Here is a 20,448-nt window from a genome sequence, read left to right as displayed (position 1 = left end):
ACCCACGAACCGAAGCGAGCTCCCTGTCCTGATGCCGAGATCGTCCCTGCGTCCCTGCGCGCGTATCCTTCTCCCCTTCGCCGCCCTGACCGTGCTCACCGGTTGCACCACCGGGCAACCGCTCACAACACCCACCCCGACGACGCCGATCCCGGCATTGTCCGCAACCGGTATCGCGTTGAGACCCGCGCTCGATCACCTGCACGGCCTGCACCTCTCCCCGGACGCAACCGTTCTGGCCGGCACCCACAGCGGCCTCGTCGCCCTCGGCGCGGACGGGCGCACAACCCCGGTCGGCGCCTCCGACGACGACTTCATGGGACTGACCGGCGTCCCGGGCACCGACCACCTGTTCGCGTCCGGGCACCCGGGCCCCTCGAGTTCAGCACCGAACCCCTTAGGACTGATCGAGAGCACCGACGGAGGCCACACCTGGACATCGAAATCCTTGACCGGCGAGGTCGACTTCCACGCCTTGGCCATCGACGGCCGGCTGCTGGTCGGATTCGACGGAGTCACCGGCCTACTCGCTTCCACCGACGCCGGCGCTACCTGGACTACGGGAGCCGCCGTCGGTGCGAATGCACTCGCCGTCACTGATACCGGGCTATGGGCCGCCACCGCCGACGGCCTGCAGCACAGCACCGACACAGGACGTACCCTCACGAACGTTCCCGGCGCGCCGCGTCTGGTATTGCTTTCGGCCGCAGACGACGGTTCTCTGTGGGGCGTAGATGTCGCGGGCGCGGCCTGGCGCAGCCGCACCGGCCGCACATGGGAACAGCGCTCGGTCGTAGGCCCTGTCAGCGCAGTGCTGGCCGCCGATTTCGACACCGCCTTCGCCGCGACAGAGCAGACTCTCTACCCATTGAAGTAGGGCCAGTTGGGTCGGATACCACGCCTTTTGAGGTAGGTAGGTAGGTAGGTAGGCGAAACAATGGTCGGCGCAGCGGCACCGTCGCGTGACGGCGTGATGAACACAGCACCCACCCACAGCTAACCGACGTAGAGACTCATGCCGATAGTCAGCGCGGCAAACGAGCTCATCATCGACACCAGGCCAGGCTGCCATCTGATTCGTAGGGTTCGGGTGGTCTCTGCCCGCGAATTCCGGCCGGTGCTCGGGAACTCGGAAAGCCGTGGGATCTGAATCGGCTCAACAGGACGATCCTTGACTCGGTACGTAGGTACAGGGTTGAGAATGAGGGGCATGCGAACTGGTGAGCTGGCCTCTCGGGCCGGTGTCAATGTCCAGACCCTGCGCTACTACGAACGGCGCGGCCTCCTGGCGCGGCCGGAACGGTCACCAGCGGGTTACCGCCGCTACCCCGAGGACGCCGTGGACGTGGTCAGGTTCGTCAAACGGGCCCAGGAGCTGGGCTTCACGCTCGATGAGATCGCCGACCTCCTACGGCTGGCCGACGGCGGTCCCGACGACTGCGACGCCGTCCGCGTACTCGCCGAATCAAGGGTCGCCGAGATCCGACGACGGATCGCCGACCTGCACAACATGCAGCGCGCACTGACCGAGCTCATCGCGACATGCGAGTTGCCCCGCGCTCACCGATCCTGCCCCATTCTCACTTCACTACAGGAAGGACCACGCTCATGAAGCTGGATATCCTCCAGGTCCCCGACTGTCCCAATGTGGCGGTACTCGAACAACGCCTCCATGAGGCCACCGCCGGTCGGCCGATCACGCCGGAGATCACCCACCACATCATCGATGACCCCGAGCAAGCCGCCTCGACCGGCATGACCGGCTCCCCCACCCTGCTGATCGACGGCCGCGACCCTTTCGCCACACCGGGCAATGCCCCCAGCTTGTCCTGCCGCCTTTACCCGCAGGAGGACGGAACGCTCGGCGGAGCCCCCTCGGTCACGGCGCTCCGCACTGCGTTGAGATCGACCTCGGCTGACGGTGAGCAACTCAGAAGCGACGCAGAAACCAGGTGCTGCACTCCGTCCACCGCGGACCCCGCCGCCGCACTGAGCACCTGGCGGGCGGCCGCACAACCGGCAGACCCGACGGAAACGGCCGTGCATCAGGCCATCCTGCGATTCTTCGCAACCAGCGGCTGCGCACCGACCGCCGCCCAATTAGCCGAAACCTTTTCTGGACACGCGGTGCCGATCGAGCAGATTCTGCAGCACCTCCACGACGCCGATGTCATCCGGACCGACACCGATGGGATCATCGTGGCCGCGTATCCGTTCTCGGGCACACCCACCCCTCATCGGGTACGAATCGCCGGCGGCCCGACTGTCTACGCGATGTGCGCCGTGGACGCACTCGGTATCAGCGCGATGCTCGGCACACAGGTCACGATCACCACCACTGACCCGGAGACCAACGACCCGATTACCATCACCGCCGGCAGCCAACTCGTCACCGCACAACCGGCCACCACGGTGGTGTTCGTCGGCGCACAAGCCGGCCTGGGCCCCTCTGCCGAAACCTGCTGCAGTCACCTCAACTTCTTCACCGAACGCCGCACCGCCCAGAAGTGGGCGGACGGTCACTCGGGCATCAACGGCGACATCGTCGAACTGCCTGACGCCCACCACCTCGGCAGCGTGATCTTCGGTGACCTCCTCGAGCCTCGAGCAGTCCGAGGTTGCCGCACACCCGCCACACCGATCTGAAGGCGGCAGTGGGCAGACACCGGCATTTTGCGATATCGCCGCGCAGCGGAACGCCAGACGGTCTCGACCACGGATGACGTTCACCCGGAGTTCACTTGCCTCCAGAATAGATAGTCGTCAATATCGACGTATGTCTAAATCGCAGTTGCCGGTGATATCGGTCGAGGCCTGCCACCCCGCCCCGCACGTACGCGAGCCACTGACGGCGCAGGCTGCGGTGGAGTTGGCAGCGGTGTTCAAGGCACTGTCGGACCCGGTGCGGCTGCGGTTGTTGAGCTCGATCGCGTCGCGGTCGGGGATGGAAGCTTGCGTATGTGATCTGTCCGAGGGCATCGAATTGAGCCAGCCGACGATCTCGCACCACTTGAAGGTACTGCGCTCTGCGGGACTGTTGACCAGCGAACGCCGCGCGTCCTGGGTGTACTACCGGGTTGTCCCGCAGGCTTTGGCGCGAGTCTCGGACGCGCTGCTGCTGGAAAGCGGCGAGGCTGCCGAGGTCACCGCATGAGCGCCACCGACACCACCACCGCGCCGGGTGTGGTCGGCAAGCTCTCCACATTGGACCGGTTCCTGCCCGTCTGGATCGGCGTGGCCATGGCCGCCGGTCTACTGCTCGGCCGTCTGATACCGGGCCTCGGCGACGGCCTGGCCGCGGTGGAAATCGACGGGATCTCGCTGCCGATCGCGATCGGGCTGCTGATCATGATGTACCCGGTGCTGGCCAAGGTCCGCTACGACCGCCTCGACACGGTCACCGGCGATCGCCGCCTCCTGATCGGGTCGCTGGTGCTGAACTGGGTACTCGGTCCGGCGTTGATGTTCGCGCTGGCCTGGCTGCTGCTGCCCGATCTTCCGGAGTACCGGACCGGACTGATCATCGTCGGGCTCGCGCGGTGTATCGCCATGGTGATCATCTGGAACGATCTGGCCTGCGGAGACCGCGAAGCCGCCGCCGTGCTGGTGGCGTTGAACTCGATCTTCCAGGTCATCATGTTCGCCGTGCTGGGCTGGTTCTACCTCTCGGTACTGCCCGGATGGCTGGGCCTGGAACAGACCACGATCGAGGCCTCGCCCTGGCAGATCGCGAAATCGGTACTGATCTTCCTCGGCATCCCGCTGCTGGCCGGATACCTCACCCGCAGGTTCGGCGAGCGTACCAAAGGCCGCGACTGGTACGAATCCACGCTGATTCCGCGAATCGGGCCCTGGGCTCTCTACGGCCTGCTGTTCACCATCGTGCTGCTGTTCGCGCTGCAAGGCGACCGCATCACCTCCCAGCCCCTCGACGTGGTCCGCATCGCGATCCCGCTGCTGGCGTATTTCGCGATCATGTGGGGCGGGGGTTACCTGCTCGGTGCCGTCATGGGCCTCGGATACGAGCGAACGACCACACTGGCGTTCACCGCGGCGGGCAACAACTTCGAACTCGCCATCGCGGTCGCGATCGCCACCTACGGCGCCACCTCCGGGCAAGCCCTCGCCGGGGTCGTGGGCCCGCTGATCGAGGTCCCCGTCCTGGTCGCCCTGGTGTATGTATCGCTGGCCCTGCGCAACCGATTCCGCGCTGAAGCCGAGGTGACGGTCCGGTGACTGTGTTGGTGCTGTTCGTCTGCGTGCGTAACAGCGGCAAATCGCAGATGGCGGCCGGGCTGATGCGCCAGGCCGCCGCCGGTGAGGTCGTCGCGCTGTCGGCGGGCACCGATCCGGGCGAAAAGCTCAACGCATTGTCGGTCGCAGCGCTCGCCGAGGTCGGGATCGATATCAGCGGCGGAGTCCCGAAACCGGTCGACGCCGGGCTGCTCGCTCGCGCTGATCTGGTGGTGATCCTCGGTCGCGAAGCCCAGCTCAACGTCCCGGACGGTGTGCGGGCGCTGTGGTGGGAGACCGATGAACCCTCGGAGCGCGGGATCGAGGGTATGGAGCGGATGCGGCTGGTCCGTGACGATATCGCCGCCCGCGTCCGGGCCCTCGTGGCCGAACTGAGCTCACCTGTCCAATCCTGAACCCTTCCTTCTCGAGTATCGGACAACGGATATGACCGAATCACCCCTTCCCGCTACCGCGTTGCGCGCGGATCTGTCCATTGACCAGCATGTGGCGTTGAAAACCGCGGCGACCCGGTTACAGCGGGAGTTCGACGGCACCTTCGGTGTGGAAACCATCGAACGGTTCCTGCACTCCTCCTACGAACAGTTCGCCGGCCGCGCCACCATCGTCAACTTCCTTCCCCTGCTGGCCGAACGGTTCGCCCGCCAACGCCTCCAGGCCCTGGCCAAGGTCGAAGGCCTCCACCACACCGGGACCCCGACCGTGCTGTTCCTGTGCACCCACAACGCCGGGCGTTCCCAGATGGCGCTCGGGTTGTTCACTCACCTCGCCGGCGAGCACGCCATCGCCTGGTCCGGGGGCAGCGAACCGGGAGACGAGATCAATCCGGCTGCGGTCGAGGCGATGGCCGAGATCGGGATCGACATCACCGGCGAGTACCCGAAGCCGTGGACCGAGGAGATCCTGAAAGCCGCCGACGTGATCGTCACCATGGGCTGCGGCGATGCCTGCCCGGTGTATCCCGGTCGCCGGTATGAGGATTGGGACCTGCCCGATCCGGCCGGTCTCGATGTCGCCGCGATCCGGCCGATCCGCGCCGAGATCGAAACCCGTGTGCGTGCCCTGCTCGCCGAACTCGACGTCCCCACCGCCTGAAAGGCTTTTGCTGTGACCGATAAGCCGAGTGTGTTGTTCGTCTGCGTCCACAATGCCGGGCGCTCCCAGATGGCCGCCGGATTCCTCACCCACCTCGCCGACGGGGCGATCGAGGTCCGCTCCGCCGGCAGCGCCCCCGCCGAACACCTCAACCCCGCGGCAGTGCAGGCGATGGCCGAGGTCGGGATCGATATCACCGCCCAGGCCCCGAAAATCCTCACCCCCGCCGCGGTGCAGTCCTCGGATGTGGTGATCACCATGGGCTGCGGCGACACCTGCCCGGTCTTCCCTGGAATCAGCTACCGAGACTGGGACCTGGAAGACCCCGCCGGCAAAGGCGTGGAAGCGGTCCGCCCGATCCGCGACGCGATCCGTGCACGGGTGGAGGCGCTCATCGCCGAGCTACTGCCCGCCCACGCCTGAACCCCGCTCAGCCGACCACCGTCGAGGTAGCAGCGATGACCGGCGCCACGCCCGCACCGGGCCTCGGTGCTCGGGCATCCGCGCGATATCGCGCGGACCTGCTCGGCACTGGGGTGGTGATGGCGGCGCCTGTGACGGGCTGGTGGGCAGCGCATCTGGTCGGCCCCGGGCCAGCCCGGGCGGGGCTCACTGCGGCCGTGACGGTCACGTTCCTGGCCCTTGGCACCGGCTTGTTCCGGAGCCGGGAGCCGCGGTGGAACCCGCTACTGATTGTGGCCGATGCGCTACTCGAACGCCGAAAAAGCCTGTCCGGCCCTCTGCTCGCCGGCCACCTCCTCACCCAGGTAGCGGCAGCGACTGCCGTGGCCGGTGGGGTGGCCGCGGGGTGCTTCCTGGCCGGGATCACCCCTCCGGCGGTGCCCGCCCCGGGTGGTGTGCACGCATTGAGCGAGATGACCGCCGCCGCAGCGGCGGTCATCTCGTTCTTCGCCGCCACCTGCACACCGACGCTGAGAATGTCCACGGCCGGTGCCAGCGCACTGGCTGCCGCGGTGTTCCTGGTGACAGGGGCAGGGTTTCTCGGCAACCCCGCCGTGGTCGCCGGCGCGGTCGTGCTCGGACTGGATCCGGCGCTGGCGTTGGTGATCGTTGTCTGTCAGCTGGGTGGTTGCCTCATCGGCTACGGGGCCGCCACCGCCTGGTGGCCGGATATCGGCCGCCGCCTCGACACCCTCACCACCTAACCCGAGAGCAGGGCCTGGGCCAGGCCGCCAAGGGCGACGTGATGGCCTTGTCCCGACAGCGTTTTGCGGATCGGGTTCCGGAGTGCTGTGGTGAGCCGGTCGGCGGCGTCGAGGATGTAGTCGGCGCTGGTGGTGCCGGTGATCACCGTAGTCTGGGCGGTGATCGCGGCGTAGCGGCCCACGTCGGGATCCAGGCCGGCCAGCACCCGCAACGTCGCGGCCAGGGTCGGGGCCTGGGCGACCTTGTGCCACCACAACGGATCACTACGCAGCACGGCCAGCTCAGCAGCAGAGAACCCGCCGGATACCGCGGAGGCATCCAGGATCAGACGCTCGTAATCCCCGCCCTCGATCCCCGCATCCACTGCCGACAGATCAGGAATCGGGTACATGACCGGTAAGGGTGGTTCGTAGACGGCCAGCCGCGACACCCGATCCGATGCGCGCAGTGCGGTTTCCAGGGCCAGGACCGCACCGAAGGAGTAACCGAACACCACCTCGACCGGCCCGACCGCATCGATCACCGCGACGATATCGGCGACCTCGTGCGCGATATCCGGCGCCGACTGCGGGGTTCCGGAGGTGCCGTGACCGCGGCAGTTCATCGCCACCACCGTGTAGTGCTCGGCGAGATAGCCGGCCAGCGACAGCATGCTCACCGCGCTGCCCAAGCCACCGTGCACCACCAGCAGCACCGGCCCGGAACCCTGGACCAGGTAGGTGATCGGGGTGCCATCGGCGGACAGCACGCGCCCACCCCGGACCAGCACCTCCGAACCCGTGCCCAGCGGTGCGGTGGTCACTCGGCGTGCTCCCGCTGCGGTGCCGTCGCCGGCCGCAGCCGCCGCACCAGATAGGCCGCGTCCCGGCCCACCCCACGCAGCGAGTTCGACGACGGAGTGCGCTGCCACTCCAACCCGAGAAAACCCAGCCCCGGATGAGTGAGCGACAGGCCTCGGCGCTGTCGCGGCACCCCGGACTCGGTCACCGCCCCGACACCGGCGAGATAGGGCAGGTGCGGGCGGTAACCGGTGGCGAAGACGACCGCATCCACCGGCGTGCGAGTATCGTCCGGCCACACCACTCCCTCGGAGTTGAAGGCGGTGAACACTTCTCGTCGCTCCGGCTTCCCGGCGTCGAGCGCGGCCCGGTAACGGCCGGCGTCGAGCACCGGCTGCGTCGGCGCCTGTTTCACGATCCAGCCCAGCGGGGCGGCGTCGAATCCGGTGAGAGTGAACCAGAAATGCACATCCCGGCCCAGCGGACGCTGCGGCACGAACTTCACCGGCGCCCGGCTGGCCAGCACCACCTTCGCATGTCCGGCCAGTTCGGCGGCGATCTGCACCGCGGAGTTCCCCGCGCCCACCACAACCACCCGCTGGTCGGCGAACTCGCCCGGATGACGGTATTCGCTAGCGTGCAGGACCCGGCCTCCGAACTCGTCGCGGCCGGGCACGGCGGGCAGGAACGGGGAACCGAACGACCCGGTTGCCGCGATCACCCGCGGCGCGGTGAACACCGCACCCGATCCGGTGGTGACCGCGAAACCCTCACCGTCGCTGGAGGCGACGGAATCGACGACAGTGCTGGTGTGGATCTCGGCGTCCAGGGCTGCGGCGTAGGAGCGCAGGTAGTCGATCACTTCGTCGCGGTGCGGGTACCGGTCCGGACCCCCGGGGAACCGTCGCCCGGGTAGCGAGCTGTAGCGGGCAGGGGAGAACAGCGTCAAGCTGTCGTAGTACCGCGGCCACGACCCGGTCGCCTCCGGCGAGGCCTCCAGGACCGCGGTGCTCAGACCTGCGGCGGTGAGGTGGTGGGCGGCGGCGAGGCCGGATTGGCCGCCGCCGATGACCACCGCGTCATAGTCGTATTCGCTTGTCACAACATTTCTTTCTTCGAAACACGGATACCGGTAAGTGGCGCGATCATCGCGGCGAGGGCGGCGACGGCGCCGAGGATGAGGTAGGTGTGGGCGTAGCTGCCGGTCCACGCCGACAGCACGGTGCCCGCCCACGGGGCCAGCGCGGACACGACCACCACGGGCGCGGACAGTAGGCCGTTCAACCGGCCGTAGTGAGTGGCGCCCCACCGGTCGGTGATCGCGGTGGCCTGGATCAGCGTGAAGATCCCGCGCACCAACCCCGCACCGATCGCGACCGCGATCAACACGATCACCGCCGACACCACCCCGAGCAGGGCAGTCGAAGCGGCGAGAGCAGCCAGTACCACGACGGTGCGGGCGGTGACACCGGTGTGGCGGGCCAGCGGCAGATATCCGATCCGGCCCAAAACCTGTCCGGCGCCGCCGAGCCCGAGCGCGGTCGCAGCCAGACCGGGGCCGAAGCCCTGTTCCTGGAGCAGAGCGACGAGGTTGAAGATGCCGGCGAAGCTGGCGAACGCCGCCAGGCACATGGTCACGACCAGCGCGGCGAAGCGTGGGCTGCGCGCGATCTGCGAGTGGTCGGCATGCGCAGCCACGGTCGGGACTGGTGGATCCGGCCACAGCGCCCGCAGTCCGAACCAATGCGCCGGGATCGTTAGTACTGCCAGAGCCGCGGCGAGGACGAGATAGGTGGCACGCCACTCGATGCTGGTGTCCAGAGCGGCGGTGAGCGGCGCGAACACCGTGGACGCCAAACCACCGGCCAGAGTGAGGATCATCAGCGCGGTCACGCGCTCGGCACCCCACCAGCGGGTCAGCGCCGCGAACGCCGGCGGATACAACACCGCCCCCATCGCCACCCCGGCCGCCAGCCAGCCAAGATAGAACACGGCAAGGTTCGGCGCGGACGCGATCGCGACCAAGGCGGCTACCCCGAGAACCGATCCAGCGGTCATCACCCGCCGCGGACCGGTCCGATCGATCAACGCGCCCACCGGAATCCCGGTGAGCGCGGTCGCGAGCTGGCCGAGCGAGAACGCCGCGGTGATCACCGGCGCCGACCACCCCGTCTCGGCGGTGATCGAGGTCGACAACACCGGAAACGCGTAGTACAGGATCCCCCAGCTCGATATCTGGGTCAGGCACAGCACCGCCAACACCCGGCGACGCCCCGCCCGCGACAACCCGTCCTCCGCCGCCGCGGGCGCGGTCTCCACATCGGTCACGCCGAAACCCGGGCTCTACCGAGCGGCAGCGGCCGGGGCGCAGCACGCCACGCCCGACTCGACCTCCGCCTCAGAGGTGGAAACGTCGCCGCGGCCGTCGGTGCCACAGCACGCCTGCACCGCCTCGCCGTCGTCCTTCCCCGCGAACCGAGGTTCGGTGCCGAAGTGCTCGGTATCGGCCAGCACGGTGTAGACCTCCCACCGCTCGGCATTCGGGCCGGTCACCCACACCTTGTCCTGGGTGGCGAAGCAACACGTGGTCGCGATCTGCTCCTCGGTGAACAGACCGGCTTCCGACAGGCGCGCGATCTCGGCGTGCACCTTCTCCGAGGACTCCACCTCGACCCCGAGATGGTTCACACTGCCACCCTGACCGGGATTCTCGATGAGGACCAGCTTCAGCGGCGGCTCGGTGACCGCGAAGTTCGCATAGCCGGGCTTGCGTTTGGCCGGCTGGACTCCGAACAGGGTCGAGTAGAACTCGACGGCCTGCTCCAGATCGTCGACGTTGAGTGCGAGCTGAACACGTGACATGATGACCACCACCTGTGTGACATATATCGAAGAGTTGACAGCGCCCAGTGTGCCACCTTTTCGACATAAGTCAATATTGTCGGTAGGATGGATTTCATGCCCAAAGCGCTGCCCGTCATCGACATGACGACCCCCTTGTGCTGCCCTCCTGTGGCCGCGGGCCCGATCGACGACGAGGCCGCCCTACACGTGGCCCTGCGGTTGAAAGCTCTCGCCGATCCGGTGCGCGTCAAACTGATGTCGCTACTACTGGCCAGCCCCGAGAACGGACGCAATGGCGGCGAACTCGCCGACGCGGTAGGGCTGGCTGAATCCACGGTCAGCCATCACCTTTCCCAACTCCGCAAAGCGGGGCTCGTGAACTCCGAACGCCAAGGCATGAACGTCGTCCACCGCGTCCACCGCGACGCTCTGGCCGCGCTCTGTGTGGTCCTCGACCCCGACTGCTGCCGGTGACCACCGGCTTAACTTCAAACATCTCGCCTGCAACGCCATCACCCGATACCCACTCAGGCGTCTTCCGCACGACCACGGGCGCGCCCTACGAGTAAACCCTGCGTATACCCATGTCGCTTGATCCCCTCGACGCCATCAACCTATCGTTCGATGCGATCGAACACACGAAACCAGCAAAGTTGCTGGTTAGAGGGGTTCAAGTCCCCCCTCGCGCACAGATTCACCTCAGATTCGACGCATTTGCGTACCGTGTGTCCGAGCGCACTCGAACACACGGAGGTGACCTGAGAAATGCGCACCCACCTGCAAGAACTCTTGGCAGCTCTGCCAGGATCGACCGTCCCCACCCTGCCGGGCCGTGCGCGGGGCACGATCGGCCAGCGTGTCCTGCCGGCCGGACGCCGCAGTCGCGATCAACTCCTGATCCGTCCGCCATCCATAACGGGCAGGGTCCTGGCCGCCCAACTTGCCCTGCTGGACCGGCCATGTTCCGGTCCAACGTCGCGAGTGTCAGCGGCCATGTCGCGGCACAGACCCGCACCAGCGACCCGGCCGGCCCCTTGACGGGCTGCCGCCTTCGGGGAGCCGTGCAGCCAACAGCGGCAATCAGCAGTCGATACTGAACCGTCCCGAGTAAGGGACCGGCTTCGGTTTCAGAGCAGCACCGATCGGCGTGACAGGTTTGAGCGTAGTACTCGGCCGGCGTGGCATTTCTCTATGGTGGTGCTACCGCGCCGACATTGTGTGCCACTCTCGGTGCTTCTCGCCTGCCGGACTGGCGCGGCTCGGCCAGCTGCTGGTACTCAACTCCGAGGACAGCACGCGTAGCGGCCTCGGCGTCGATCGAGTCGGACTTTCCTGTACGTGCCCGATCCCGCCCGGTCGGGCGAACTTCGGTGACCTCGATGCCGGTGTCGGGGGATCATATCCGGTAACTCGGCGATCTCGACTGCGATGGCGTGGTTGTCCGGATTCAGTTCCGGTAACAGCGTTTCCATCACTTCCCGATATTCGGCGACCAGTTCCCGCTCCATCCGCCGGATGTGGTGGTAGCCGAAAATGTCCAGTCGGGTGCCGCGGATTCGGCGCATGCTGCGCAAAGCGCGGAAGCCCGGATCAACCCAGGCACCGAGCGAGAGTTTGTTCTTCAGCCCCATGGCCCGCAGCAGCGGCGGATGGAGCCGGATCGAGCGTTTCGCGCCGGCACCGAATTCCTGAGCGAGGCGGGCGTCGAAGGCCGGGTCCAAGGCCAGGCGGGCGACCTCGTATTCGTCCTTGTAAGCCATCAGCTTGTACAGGTTGCGGGCGACGGATTCGACCAGGGTGGTCGTTCCCGTGGCGTCGGACTCCGCGGCCCGGACTCGCTCTACGAAATCGGCGTAGCGGGAGGCGTAGGCAGGACTCTGGTACCCGATCAGGTCGTCGGCGCGGACCGCGACAAGCCGGCCGAGTTCGGACGCGGGGTCGGCGAGTACGGTCCCCGCGATATGGCCGGCCAGCGGGTGCGGAGCCGGTGATGCGCTCCGGGTCCGGCGCTGGGCCTCGACTGTGCGGGCGAGTGTTTCGGGGTCGGCGACAGATTGCCGGCCTCGGCGGAACGCTTGGATATCGGTGGCGACTGCGACTCCGTTGAGGATGATGGCGCGTTCGCCTGTCTGGCCGGGGTCAACCCGAGCCCCGCCTCATCGGAAACACCGTTCGCCATCGCCTCGACCGCGGTGGAGACCGGCGGCTGAACCCGCGCCCTGCACATGGCCACGATCACCCGCATGATCCACGACCCCACCACACGCGAGTACGTCGAACGCAGACGCGCCGAAGGCCGAACCACCGAAGAGATCCGCCGCTGTCTCGAGCGTTACCTCGCCCGACAGATCTACCGCCACCTCAACGCCGCCAGCGGCACATCGAGCCCGGCTCGACAGACATAGGAGCGTCCACCGCGGCCACACCGCACTCGGCAGACACCCGCCGGCAGTCCGCGTTCCCAACCTCTCAGGTCAGTACACCTCAGGCGGCCGATTCGGCACCGAATCGTTCGCGCCAAGCCACAATATCGTCGTCAGCGATCTTCCGGAAAAGAACTGGCGGCACGGTGAATCGGGTGCCCGGGGGCAGCCAGTTCAAGGATTGGGTCTCGGTGGGAGACGGCCATGCCTGCTCGGCTGGGCCGTCGATGTCCCACAGCTCTCGTAGTATTTCGGCAGTGAAGGGGATGAACGGTTCACAGAGCATGCCGTACAGGTAGATCAAGTTGCCGGCGGTACGGAGAGTGAGCGCGGCGGCATCGGGGTCGGTCTTGATCTGGGTCCAAGGGGCCTTATCGTTGATGTATTCGTTTCCAGCACTCCAGATACTGCGGAGGGTTGCTGCGGCCTTTCGGAACTGCATCGCGTCGAGATGCAGTTCGTAGTCGCTCTGCAGTTGGGCCAACCGGGCAGCGAGCGCCGCCTCGACCGGTCCAGGTTCGGCGCCGGCAGGGAGTTGGTCGCCGAACCGCTTCCGGGTGAAGGTCAGGACGCGGTTGACAAAGTTGCCGAGGACGTCGGCGAGGTCCTTGTTCACGGTGGCGGCGAAGAGTTCCCACGTGAAGCTGACATCATCGGACTCGGGCGCGTTCGCCATCAGATAGTAACGCCAGTAGTCCGCGGGCAGCAGTTCCAAGGCGGTATCGGTGAAGATGCCGTGTCGGCGGCTGGTGGAGAACTTGCCACCGTAGTAGTTGAGCCAGTTGAAGCCCTTGATGTAGTCGACCAACTTCCAGGGCTCACCGGTGGCGTGGATCATTCCCGGGAACATGATGGAATGGAACGGGATATTGTCCTTGGCCATGAACTCGACGTAAGTGACCTCGTCGGGGGCTTGCCACCAAGAGCGCCAGTCTCGCTGAGCCGGATCTGCGTCCGCCCATTCCTTGGTGGCACCGATGTAGGCGATCGGGGCGTCGAACCATACGTAGTACACCTTGCCCTCGAAACCGTCCCGGTTGACCGGGACGCCCCACTGCAGGTCGCGGGTGATGCTGCGGTCTCCGAGTCCTTCGTCGAGCCATTTCAGTGCGATGGAAGTGACCAGGTGGGGCCATCCTTCCCGCGTGGTCACCCATTCGCGCAGCCATTCGGAGAATTTGGACTGCAGTAGGAAAAGGTGCCTGGAGGAGCGGACTTCGATGGCGGTGCTGCCGCTGATCGCCGACCGCGGATTGATCAGGTCGGTCGGGTCGAGCAGGCGGGTGCAACTTTCGCACTGATCACCGCGGGCGGCTTCGAATCCACAGTGCGGGCACGTGCCTTCGACATAGCGGTCGGGCAGGAAGCGGCCGTCGGTGAGGGAATAGATTTGTTTGACGGTTCGTTCCTCGATGAAGCCGTTCGTGGCGATCATACGGCCGAAATGCTTTGTGAGCTCGTGGTTTTGCGGTGAGGAGCTACGACCGAAGACATCGAACGACAGCCCGTATGCCCGGTAGATGGCAGCCTGGGCTTCGTGCTGTTGGCGGCAGAATTCCTCGACCGGAAGGCCTGCGGCGTACGAGGCCAGTTCGGCAGGGGTGCCGTGCTCGTCGGTCGCGCACACGAACAGCACCTCGTGTCCGCGGGCACGCATGTATCGGGCATAGACATCCGCGGGGAGCATGGAGCCGACGAGGTTGCCGAGATGCTTGATGCCGTTGATGTACGGCAGAGCACTGGTGATGAGATGCCTCGTCATTGTCGCCTGAACTCCTGTCCGGAAACTCTCGTGAACCCCTGCTGATCTGGTCGTCGCCAGGATGGGCGGATCATAACCGCTGCCGGTAACCCCCCCACATCCGAGAGTAGTGGCCGCCAGCAGCCACCAGTTCGGCATGGGTACCGAGCTCGGCGATCCGGCCCTCGGCCACGACGGCGATCCTATCCGCGCGCGCGGCCGTGGCGAGTCTGTGCGCGATGATCAACGCTGTGCGGGCCCTTCCTGCTCGGCCCCGGAGCAATGATTCCCCTGCCGTCAGCACCGCGTCCGCGCAGTCTTCGTCGAGAACCGATGTCGCCTCGTCCAGCAGAACGACCTCGGGCCGTATGAGTTCGGCACGCGCAAGCGCGATCAACTGGCATTGCCCCGCCGATAGTCCGCGGCCACGCTCACCCACCGGTTGGTGGAGCCCGTGAGGAAGTTCGGAAAGCATCTCGGAGGCACCGACTGCCCGCACAGCCTCCTCGATCTCGACCAGGGTGGCGTCAGGGCGCCCGAAGGCGATATTGCTCGCGACGGTCCCCCGGAACAGGTGCGTCTCCTGGGATACTATGCCGAGCCGAGTACGGTAGTCCGAGAGCCGATAGTCTCTGATATCGACGCCGGCCACCCGAATGGAACCCGGATGCCCCGTATCGGGCGGACCGCCCCCGTTTTCCGAGGGGAGTTCGTAGAAGCGTGCCAGCAACTTCATCATTGTCGATTTACCACTGCCGGTCTCTCCGACAAGGGCCAGACTCGTACCGGCGGGTATACGCAGTGTCACCCCATCGAGTACCCACTTTCCGGAATTTCCATAACGAAATCGGACCCGGTCGAAAACTACTTCCGGTGGCCAATTTTCCGCAATCTCGACCGATTCGCCGGCGTCACCTGCAGTCGAGGAATGGGTCTGCAAGAATTCGACGATTCGTTTCGCACCCACTCGGGCTTGTTCGAACCCATCGAATACCTGCGAGAGTTGCTGGACTGAATCGAACAGAATTTTGAGATACAACATGAAGGAGACCAAGACACCGACGGTGATCACTCCTTCTGCGACGCGCTGGGCCGCGATTGTCAATACCACCACCTGAGCGAGTTCGGCCCAGCCGATGATAAGCGAGAAGTACAGCGCGAGCGCACGGTGCGCCTTTCGAGCGACTACGCGGTGTTCGGCCGACAGGCGGGCGAACCGGGACGCAGCAGCACCCTCGACCCCAGCAGCTTGTATGGTGCGCAAACCCCAGATGTTCTCGGCCAAGCAAGCATTGACTATCGAAAGGCGCTTCCGGGCCGAGGAGTATTCAGCCGATAGGGTCCGGTGGAACCACAAGGTCATCACAACCAGCGGAAACAGTGTCGCCGAGACGATGACCGCGAGAGGGCGGTCGACCAGGAAAAGGAGCGCGAGCACGCCTGACGTCGTGGCCGATCCGACAAGCGTTGCACCCAATCCTGATTGCACAAAAGTCGACAACGAGTTTATATCCGTGGTCATCCTCGTGACAATATGACCAGGCATTTCTCGCTCGTAGTAGTCCAAGCCCAACCGCTGCAAGTGGGCAAAGCTACGTATCCGTAAATTGAGGAGAACGCGTTCTCCAGCACGTGCCGCTGCCATTCCTGCGAGGTTTTCGAAAACCCAAGCGGCGGCAGCCAGAAGGATGCCGGCTATAGCCACGTACGCGATCACATCCGGCTGGCGCGAAATAACTCCGGCGTCGATGGCATGGCGGGTCAGAGCAGGGAACGCGGTGCCGATGACGACACTCACCGCCAACAAGAGCGTCACCGTCGCGATCCCCCAGGCAACGGGACGCAGCGCGCGCACGAATCGGAAACCGGGGTCGGGCCTCACCAACTTTTGAAGGTCCATGCCGGAGTTCTCGAATTCAATCGGAGATGCCGACTTTTCGTGTCGATCCTCTTGCTGCATTTGCGAATTCGGGAGGCCATTCGCTGTGATGGCTCCAGAGATCCCGCCGGCCCGCAGCAGAACGGAGCGGCGGGGAGGAGGCAACCGTATTATCCGATCCACGTAGGCAGCAATGGACTCCCGCTGAGTGAAGATGATGGTAGTGCGATCGCGTGTTCCCACGGTCTCTGGCGAAGTCGCATTAAGAGCTCGGAAGATCTCCCGCTCGGTGATCGGGTCCACCGCAGATGTGGCGTCATCGAGGAGGAGGATCCTCGGGTTGATCAGCAACGCTCGTGCCAATGCCACCCGCTGGCGTTGTCCACCGGACAGTGTGAGACCACGCTCCCCGATCACCGTGTCGTAGCCGGCGGGCATGGCCGCGATGAACTCGTCGGCGCAGGCCAGCCTGGCGGCACGGCGAATATCCGCCTGGGACGCATCCGGTCGACCCAGTGCGATATTCGCCGCGAGAGTATCCGAGAGCAGAAAGGGATCGCCAAAAACCGAACCGATCGCCGCCCGCAGTTCTGGCCTTCCCACATCGGAGAGACAAACCCGTTCGGCCGGCCCAACGATGGCGATCTCTCCGGAATCGGGTGTGTAGAACCGCAACAGCAACTCCGCCAGCAGTGTCTTGCCGGCTCCGCTGGGGCCGACGACAGCCACGGTTTCTCCGGGCCGCACCGAGAGATCGAGGTCGCGTAGGACTGGCCTACGAGGTTCGAAACCGAAGGTCACAGAACGGCAATCCACGCCGAGCGGACCGTCAGGAACGCCCTGGACTTCCTCGGTCCCCATATCGCCGGGAGCACCGTCGATCACCTGGAAAACCCGTTCCACCGCGGTGCGGGTCAACTCCGCCGCGGCCACTACATTGGACACAGCCCGGACACCGGTATTGAGCAGGATCACGTAGGTGCAGAAAGCCAGGAAGGTTCCCAGGCCCACAGCGCCTGTCGACGCCAGCCAACCGCCGAGGCACACCACGAGAACCTGCCCTGATTTCGGAATCACCGAAATCGTCGAGACGAACCGGGTGTTAATTCTCGCCAGCCGGATCCGTTTCGTGTAAAGGCGCCGAGCATGCGTGTTCAACTGGCGGGTCATGTGCTCCTGGCGACCGAACGCTTTGACGACACGTACCCCAGCGACCACCTCCTGCACATGGTCGGTCAGCTCGCCGGAACAGTGCTGCACGGACAAAGTGGCCGCCTGCAGCCGTGGACGTTCCCGGACCACCGCCCACGCGATCAGCGGAGTTGTCAGCAATATCGCCAGGCACAGCGGTGGCGAGAGTGCAAACATGACCACGGTGCCGAAAACACCGACCAGAAGCCCGACCCCCGCCAAAGGTACAGTCACCATGAAGGTCTGGATCGCAGACAGGTCACTCACCAGCCGGGAGATCACCTGCCCTGAGTTCATCCGGTCCTGTCCACGACCGTCGTAGAGCTGGATCGCAGTGAGTGCTCGAACGCGCAAGCGATCCTGCACATCAACGGCGAGGTAGCCGGACAGACATCGCCGACCGCACCAGGAACCCATCTTCAGCAGCGCCAACGCCGCCATCACGGTGCCAGCCGCCACGACATCGTCCACCGCACCGATCCGAGCAGCGTCCAAGGCGTGCTTCGCCGCCAAGGGTATGGCGATGTCGGCGAGCGCTCCTGTCACCACTACCACGCCGATTCCCGCTATCAGGCGTCGCCCTTCGCGCGCCACCTCCCAGAGGCGGTGCAACCAGCCACCCCGGTCACGTCCGACACCAGTAACCACCAAGGATCAGCTCCCCAGATCCGCCCGGACAAGCGGTATGACTTCACGTCCGAAAACCGTGACGTCTTCGATGGTTTCGTAACCGTTCAGGCCGAAGCATTCCACTCCGATATCGTGGTAACGGCACAGCGCTTCTGCGATTTCTACAGGCGTTCCTACCAGTGCGGAGCTGTTTCCCGCGCCGCTGGTTTCCGCGACCGCGCCGGCCCAGAAGGACGTGTCGTGCCACTCCCCGCGCTCGAGTACGGCAAGGGACTTCTGCGCACTGGTCGTCTGCGGCGCCCGATCCCTGCCTATTCCGTTGAAGTTCTCACGGATCCTTTCGAGGATCTCACCCGCCTTCTTCCGCGCGTCCTCACGCGTGTCACCGATAATCGATCTGAACTGCATCTGAATTTCGGGCATATGCGCCCTCCCCTCTTCCTCGCAGTACTTCTCCAATGTCGCGATTACCGTTTTGGCCTCGGCTAGAGGAAGTCCGAATACCGCGTGCCGATCGGAACAGCGTGCGGCCATCCGCAACGCCGCATCCGAAGTTCCTGCGGTCGAGATGAAGAGACCCTCGCTTCTCTGGCAGGTCACCTTTGAAGTGAACCTGTCAACCGAGTAGTACTCACCGGAATAACTGAACGGGGAGCTGGAGGTCCAGACATTTCTGCAGATGTCAATGAATTCCCCTGCCCGAGCGTATCTTCTGTCCTTGTCCAAGTGGTCACCCTCCGCAACCTGCCCCAAGGAGTAGCCGCCAGCGATCACATGCAGGCGAATTCGACCTCCCTCGGAAATACGGTCGAGGGTGGCGAGCTGCTTCGCCAAAAATGTAGGGTGACAGGTGTTCGGTCGCACGGCGACAACTAGTTTCAGCCTATGGGAGACCCTGCTGGCGAATGCCGCCATCATCGCCGGATCGACACCCGAGGCGCTATAATGGAATATGACTCCATCCCAGTTATTTTCCTCGTGCACATCGAGTAGTTTCTCGACAAAGGCGAGATCCAGTACTTCTACACCCTTCGTCCGAACCTCCGAAAAATCGTTAGTCAAACCCAGACCGATAAATTCAACCATTCCGCATGCCCTCTAGATATGTGGTGTCCGCTCCATGCCCGAACAGCATCACAAGCGCCTATGTGTCACTGATTAGTGGTGTTCAACTTCCATATCCGTGTGCCAATCCGCTCAGCGTTCGGCGTCGCGCACTCCGGGGGTCACACATCCAAGCCTCTTCAATAGACGCCAATTGGTCGTGGTCGATTCGGCGACCTCGACCAGGGAGGAAATTCGTTCGCGCTGGAGATACTCGTAGAATCCGATGACGAAATCAACCGCTACGAGACGATTTCCGGGAGAGAATTCTTTCGCGGGGTTCACACCGAGCCGGGCCGCGTAACATGACCGTTCCGCGATCGCCCGGGGGCCTTCCCGGTAGAATAGACTTTCGTCGATGACGCGCAGAGCATACAGCCGAGCGTAATAGGTAGGCATCACTTCCAGGAATTTCCGCTGCTCCGGAGAGGCCGATATCAGAGCGAGTTCCTGGGCAAGAAAGGCGCTGACTTCTGTCGCAGCGATATTCACCCCGATCAGGTCTTCTTCCAGCACCTCCGCCTGAACAGCATACAGCGCATGTCCCAGGGCATGGAATGCGGCCCTATACGATTCCAGGCCACCGTATTGGGCCAAGAAGACCGTCGCCTTGCGTGGGGTGATTACTGTAATGTTCGTGGAGATATTTCCCCGGTCATGGCGGGCAATCTCGATCATGTCGTCGACACCTAGAGCAGATACGCCGTCTTCTATATCCCGCATTATTCTGTCGACGGAGTATCGATCGCTGTGTGATTTCAGAACATCCGCGTAGGCCTGCGCGAAGAACGACTCTTCGACCGGCCCGTCGAATAAGAATCTCATGGATCGGAGGTAGGATTCTTCGGTCTCGTCCAGAAGGTCGCGGGCAAGTTGCTCGATCTTCGCCGGGTCTATCGCCCTGATGGCACATGATGCGTCGAAGAAGTTATCCCCATCGAGTTCCCGGGCTAGCTTGTTCCGAGATTCCCTTCTCACCTCGACACTGTTAGCCGGGGGGATATCCAGAGCCAGGGTATCGAATACGTATGCTTGCCGCTGGCGCGCCCGATACGAGCCCGAATGCGCATATATGGCCTGGAGAGCGTCGTTGCGGGACCACTGTGGCGCCTTCGGCTTTGGATCAATTCCACTGCCATATATGGAGCACACGCGTGCGGCGCCGGCATTGTAGTGGTCGAGAACCTCACCGATCAGGCCATCGATCGGGTCAATGAATGTTTTCACAGTGAGCAACTTTCGATTGAGTGGCGCAGGCTGAGCGTGGGTGTAGCCCCCGATGAGAAGGCCCATCGGGTGTCAGGAACACCCGATGGGCTACTTCATCGACCGTTCCTCAGG

Annotated in this window: 19 protein-coding genes and 1 pseudogene; 11 read left to right on the top strand and 9 right to left on the bottom strand. The window is 64.6% G+C overall.

Features of this window, described 5'->3' with window-relative positions; all coding sequences use genetic code 11:
• The first annotated feature begins 31 nt into the window (after positions 1–31).
• The 9 genes from ACYR7D_RS11680 (at position 32) to ACYR7D_RS11640 (ending at position 6,515) form a co-directional block, all read left to right on the top strand.
• Positions 32–877, top strand: coding sequence for a F510_1955 family glycosylhydrolase (locus ACYR7D_RS11680; protein WP_051133681.1), 846 nt, complete (start codon positions 32–34; stop codon positions 875–877).
• Positions 878–1,210: 333 nt separating this feature from the next.
• Complete coding sequence (locus ACYR7D_RS11675) at positions 1,211–1,612, top strand: MerR family transcriptional regulator (RefSeq protein WP_040793573.1); 402 nt, start codon at positions 1,211–1,213, stop codon at positions 1,610–1,612.
• Entirely contained in the window at positions 1,609–2,646 is a 1,038-nt protein-coding gene (locus ACYR7D_RS11670) for an alkylmercury lyase family protein (RefSeq protein WP_040793574.1), read from the top strand. Before ACYR7D_RS11675 ends, ACYR7D_RS11670 begins: the two co-directional genes overlap by 4 nt.
• 130 nt (positions 2,647–2,776) lie before the next feature.
• Positions 2,777–3,154, top strand: coding sequence for an ArsR/SmtB family transcription factor (locus ACYR7D_RS11665; RefSeq protein WP_051133682.1), 378 nt, complete (start codon positions 2,777–2,779; stop codon positions 3,152–3,154).
• Positions 3,151–4,236, top strand: coding sequence for an ACR3 family arsenite efflux transporter (arsB, locus tag ACYR7D_RS11660; RefSeq protein ID WP_068043551.1), 1,086 nt, complete (start codon positions 3,151–3,153; stop codon positions 4,234–4,236). The genes ACYR7D_RS11665 and arsB overlap by 4 nt, the downstream gene beginning before the upstream one ends.
• Complete coding sequence (locus tag ACYR7D_RS11655; protein WP_068043553.1) at positions 4,233–4,649, top strand: arsenate-mycothiol transferase ArsC; 417 nt, start codon at positions 4,233–4,235, stop codon at positions 4,647–4,649. Before arsB ends, ACYR7D_RS11655 begins: the two co-directional genes overlap by 4 nt.
• Positions 4,650–4,680: 31 nt before the next feature.
• Positions 4,681–5,349 (top strand): arsenate reductase ArsC, encoded by a 669-nt coding sequence (locus ACYR7D_RS11650; protein WP_040793577.1) that lies wholly within the window; start codon positions 4,681–4,683, stop codon positions 5,347–5,349.
• Positions 5,350–5,361: 12 nt separating this feature from the next.
• Positions 5,362–5,772, top strand: a complete 411-nt coding sequence (locus tag ACYR7D_RS11645) for an arsenate reductase ArsC (protein ID WP_040793578.1) — start codon at positions 5,362–5,364, stop codon at positions 5,770–5,772.
• A 35-nt stretch (positions 5,773–5,807) separates the two neighbouring features.
• The gene (locus ACYR7D_RS11640; protein WP_040793579.1) at positions 5,808–6,515 is read left to right on the top strand and encodes a hypothetical protein; all 708 of its coding nucleotides are present in this window, start codon (positions 5,808–5,810) and stop codon (positions 6,513–6,515) included.
• Here ACYR7D_RS11640 and ACYR7D_RS11635 read toward each other — a convergent pair.
• From ACYR7D_RS11635 to ACYR7D_RS11620, 4 genes are read right to left on the bottom strand one after another with little or no spacing between them, the layout of a single operon-like run.
• Positions 6,512–7,318 carry an alpha/beta fold hydrolase gene (locus ACYR7D_RS11635; RefSeq protein ID WP_245551288.1) on the bottom strand — a complete coding sequence of 269 codons (807 nt, stop codon included), beginning with the start codon at positions 7,316–7,318 and terminating at the stop codon, positions 6,512–6,514. The genes ACYR7D_RS11640 and ACYR7D_RS11635 overlap by 4 nt on opposite strands.
• The gene (locus tag ACYR7D_RS11630; RefSeq protein ID WP_040793580.1) at positions 7,315–8,397 is read right to left on the bottom strand and encodes a flavin-containing monooxygenase; all 1,083 of its coding nucleotides are present in this window, start codon (positions 8,395–8,397) and stop codon (positions 7,315–7,317) included. The genes ACYR7D_RS11635 and ACYR7D_RS11630 overlap by 4 nt, the downstream gene beginning before the upstream one ends.
• A complete protein-coding gene (locus ACYR7D_RS11625) occupies positions 8,394–9,623 on the bottom strand; it encodes an MFS transporter (protein ID WP_083874789.1) in 1,230 nt (409 codons plus the stop codon). The genes ACYR7D_RS11630 and ACYR7D_RS11625 overlap by 4 nt, the downstream gene beginning before the upstream one ends.
• 15 nt (positions 9,624–9,638) lie before the next feature.
• Positions 9,639–10,157: an ArsI/CadI family heavy metal resistance metalloenzyme gene (locus ACYR7D_RS11620; RefSeq protein WP_040793606.1), complete on the bottom strand. Its 519-nt coding sequence runs from the start codon at positions 10,155–10,157 to the stop codon at positions 9,639–9,641.
• A 96-nt stretch (positions 10,158–10,253) separates the two neighbouring features.
• Between ACYR7D_RS11620 and ACYR7D_RS11615 the strand changes: the two genes are divergently transcribed.
• On the top strand, positions 10,254–10,613 hold the full coding sequence (locus ACYR7D_RS11615; protein ID WP_040793607.1) for an Rv2640c family ArsR-like transcriptional regulator: 360 nt from the start codon (positions 10,254–10,256) through the stop codon (positions 10,611–10,613).
• An 803-nt stretch (positions 10,614–11,416) separates the two neighbouring features.
• Here the strand turns inward: ACYR7D_RS11615 and ACYR7D_RS11610 are convergent.
• Positions 11,417–12,100 (bottom strand): DUF6537 domain-containing protein, encoded by a 684-nt coding sequence (locus ACYR7D_RS11610; RefSeq protein WP_459550125.1) that lies wholly within the window; start codon positions 12,098–12,100, stop codon positions 11,417–11,419.
• A 153-nt stretch (positions 12,101–12,253) separates the two neighbouring features.
• Here ACYR7D_RS11610 and ACYR7D_RS11605 point away from each other — a divergent pair.
• Positions 12,254–12,544 (top strand): annotated as a pseudogene (locus tag ACYR7D_RS11605) (transposase); the annotation flags it as partial.
• 79 nt (positions 12,545–12,623) lie between these two features.
• Here the strand turns inward: ACYR7D_RS11605 and metG are convergent.
• From metG to ACYR7D_RS11585, 4 genes are all read right to left on the bottom strand, one after another.
• Positions 12,624–14,462 (bottom strand): methionine--tRNA ligase, encoded by a 1,839-nt coding sequence (metG, locus tag ACYR7D_RS11600; RefSeq protein WP_459549615.1) that lies wholly within the window; start codon positions 14,460–14,462, stop codon positions 12,624–12,626.
• Positions 14,395–18,021, bottom strand: a complete 3,627-nt coding sequence (locus ACYR7D_RS11595; protein ID WP_459549614.1) for an ABC transporter ATP-binding protein — start codon at positions 18,019–18,021, stop codon at positions 14,395–14,397. Before ACYR7D_RS11595 ends, metG begins: the two co-directional genes overlap by 68 nt.
• A 6-nt stretch (positions 18,022–18,027) precedes the next feature.
• Complete coding sequence (locus ACYR7D_RS11590) at positions 18,028–19,089, bottom strand: LLM class flavin-dependent oxidoreductase (RefSeq protein WP_459549613.1); 1,062 nt, start codon at positions 19,087–19,089, stop codon at positions 18,028–18,030.
• Between the two features lie 111 nt (positions 19,090–19,200).
• Positions 19,201–20,343, bottom strand: a complete 1,143-nt coding sequence (locus ACYR7D_RS11585; protein WP_459549612.1) for a hypothetical protein — start codon at positions 20,341–20,343, stop codon at positions 19,201–19,203.
• Positions 20,344–20,448 lie beyond the last annotated feature (105 nt).

The organism is Nocardia sp. X0981 (assembly GCF_977089955.1).
The sequence above is the reverse complement of the archived record's forward strand: the minus strand, read 5'-3'. Positions and strand labels throughout refer to the sequence as shown.

Excerpts from the sequence above, each read along its gene's own strand:
- ACYR7D_RS11680 (WP_051133681.1), top strand. The coding sequence starts at position 32 with ATGCCGAGATCGTCCCTGCGTCCCTGCGCGCGTATCCTTCTCCCCTTC.
- ACYR7D_RS11675 (WP_040793573.1), top strand. The coding sequence starts at position 1,211 with ATGCGAACTGGTGAGCTGGCCTCTCGGGCCGGTGTCAATGTCCAGACC.
- ACYR7D_RS11670 (WP_040793574.1), top strand. The coding sequence starts at position 1,609 with ATGAAGCTGGATATCCTCCAGGTCCCCGACTGTCCCAATGTGGCGGTA.
- ACYR7D_RS11665 (WP_051133682.1), top strand. The coding sequence starts at position 2,777 with ATGTCTAAATCGCAGTTGCCGGTGATATCGGTCGAGGCCTGCCACCCC.
- arsB (WP_068043551.1), top strand. The coding sequence starts at position 3,151 with ATGAGCGCCACCGACACCACCACCGCGCCGGGTGTGGTCGGCAAGCTC.
- ACYR7D_RS11650 (WP_040793577.1), top strand. The coding sequence starts at position 4,681 with ATGACCGAATCACCCCTTCCCGCTACCGCGTTGCGCGCGGATCTGTCC.
- ACYR7D_RS11640 (WP_040793579.1), top strand. The coding sequence starts at position 5,808 with ATGACCGGCGCCACGCCCGCACCGGGCCTCGGTGCTCGGGCATCCGCG.
- ACYR7D_RS11620 (WP_040793606.1), bottom strand. The coding sequence starts at position 10,157 with ATGTCACGTGTTCAGCTCGCACTCAACGTCGACGATCTGGAGCAGGCC.
- ACYR7D_RS11615 (WP_040793607.1), top strand. The coding sequence starts at position 10,254 with ATGCCCAAAGCGCTGCCCGTCATCGACATGACGACCCCCTTGTGCTGC.
- metG (WP_459549615.1), bottom strand. The coding sequence starts at position 14,462 with ATGCCGAACTGGTGGCTGCTGGCGGCCACTACTCTCGGATGTGGGGGG.
- ACYR7D_RS11590 (WP_459549613.1), bottom strand. The coding sequence starts at position 19,089 with ATGGTTGAATTTATCGGTCTGGGTTTGACTAACGATTTTTCGGAGGTT.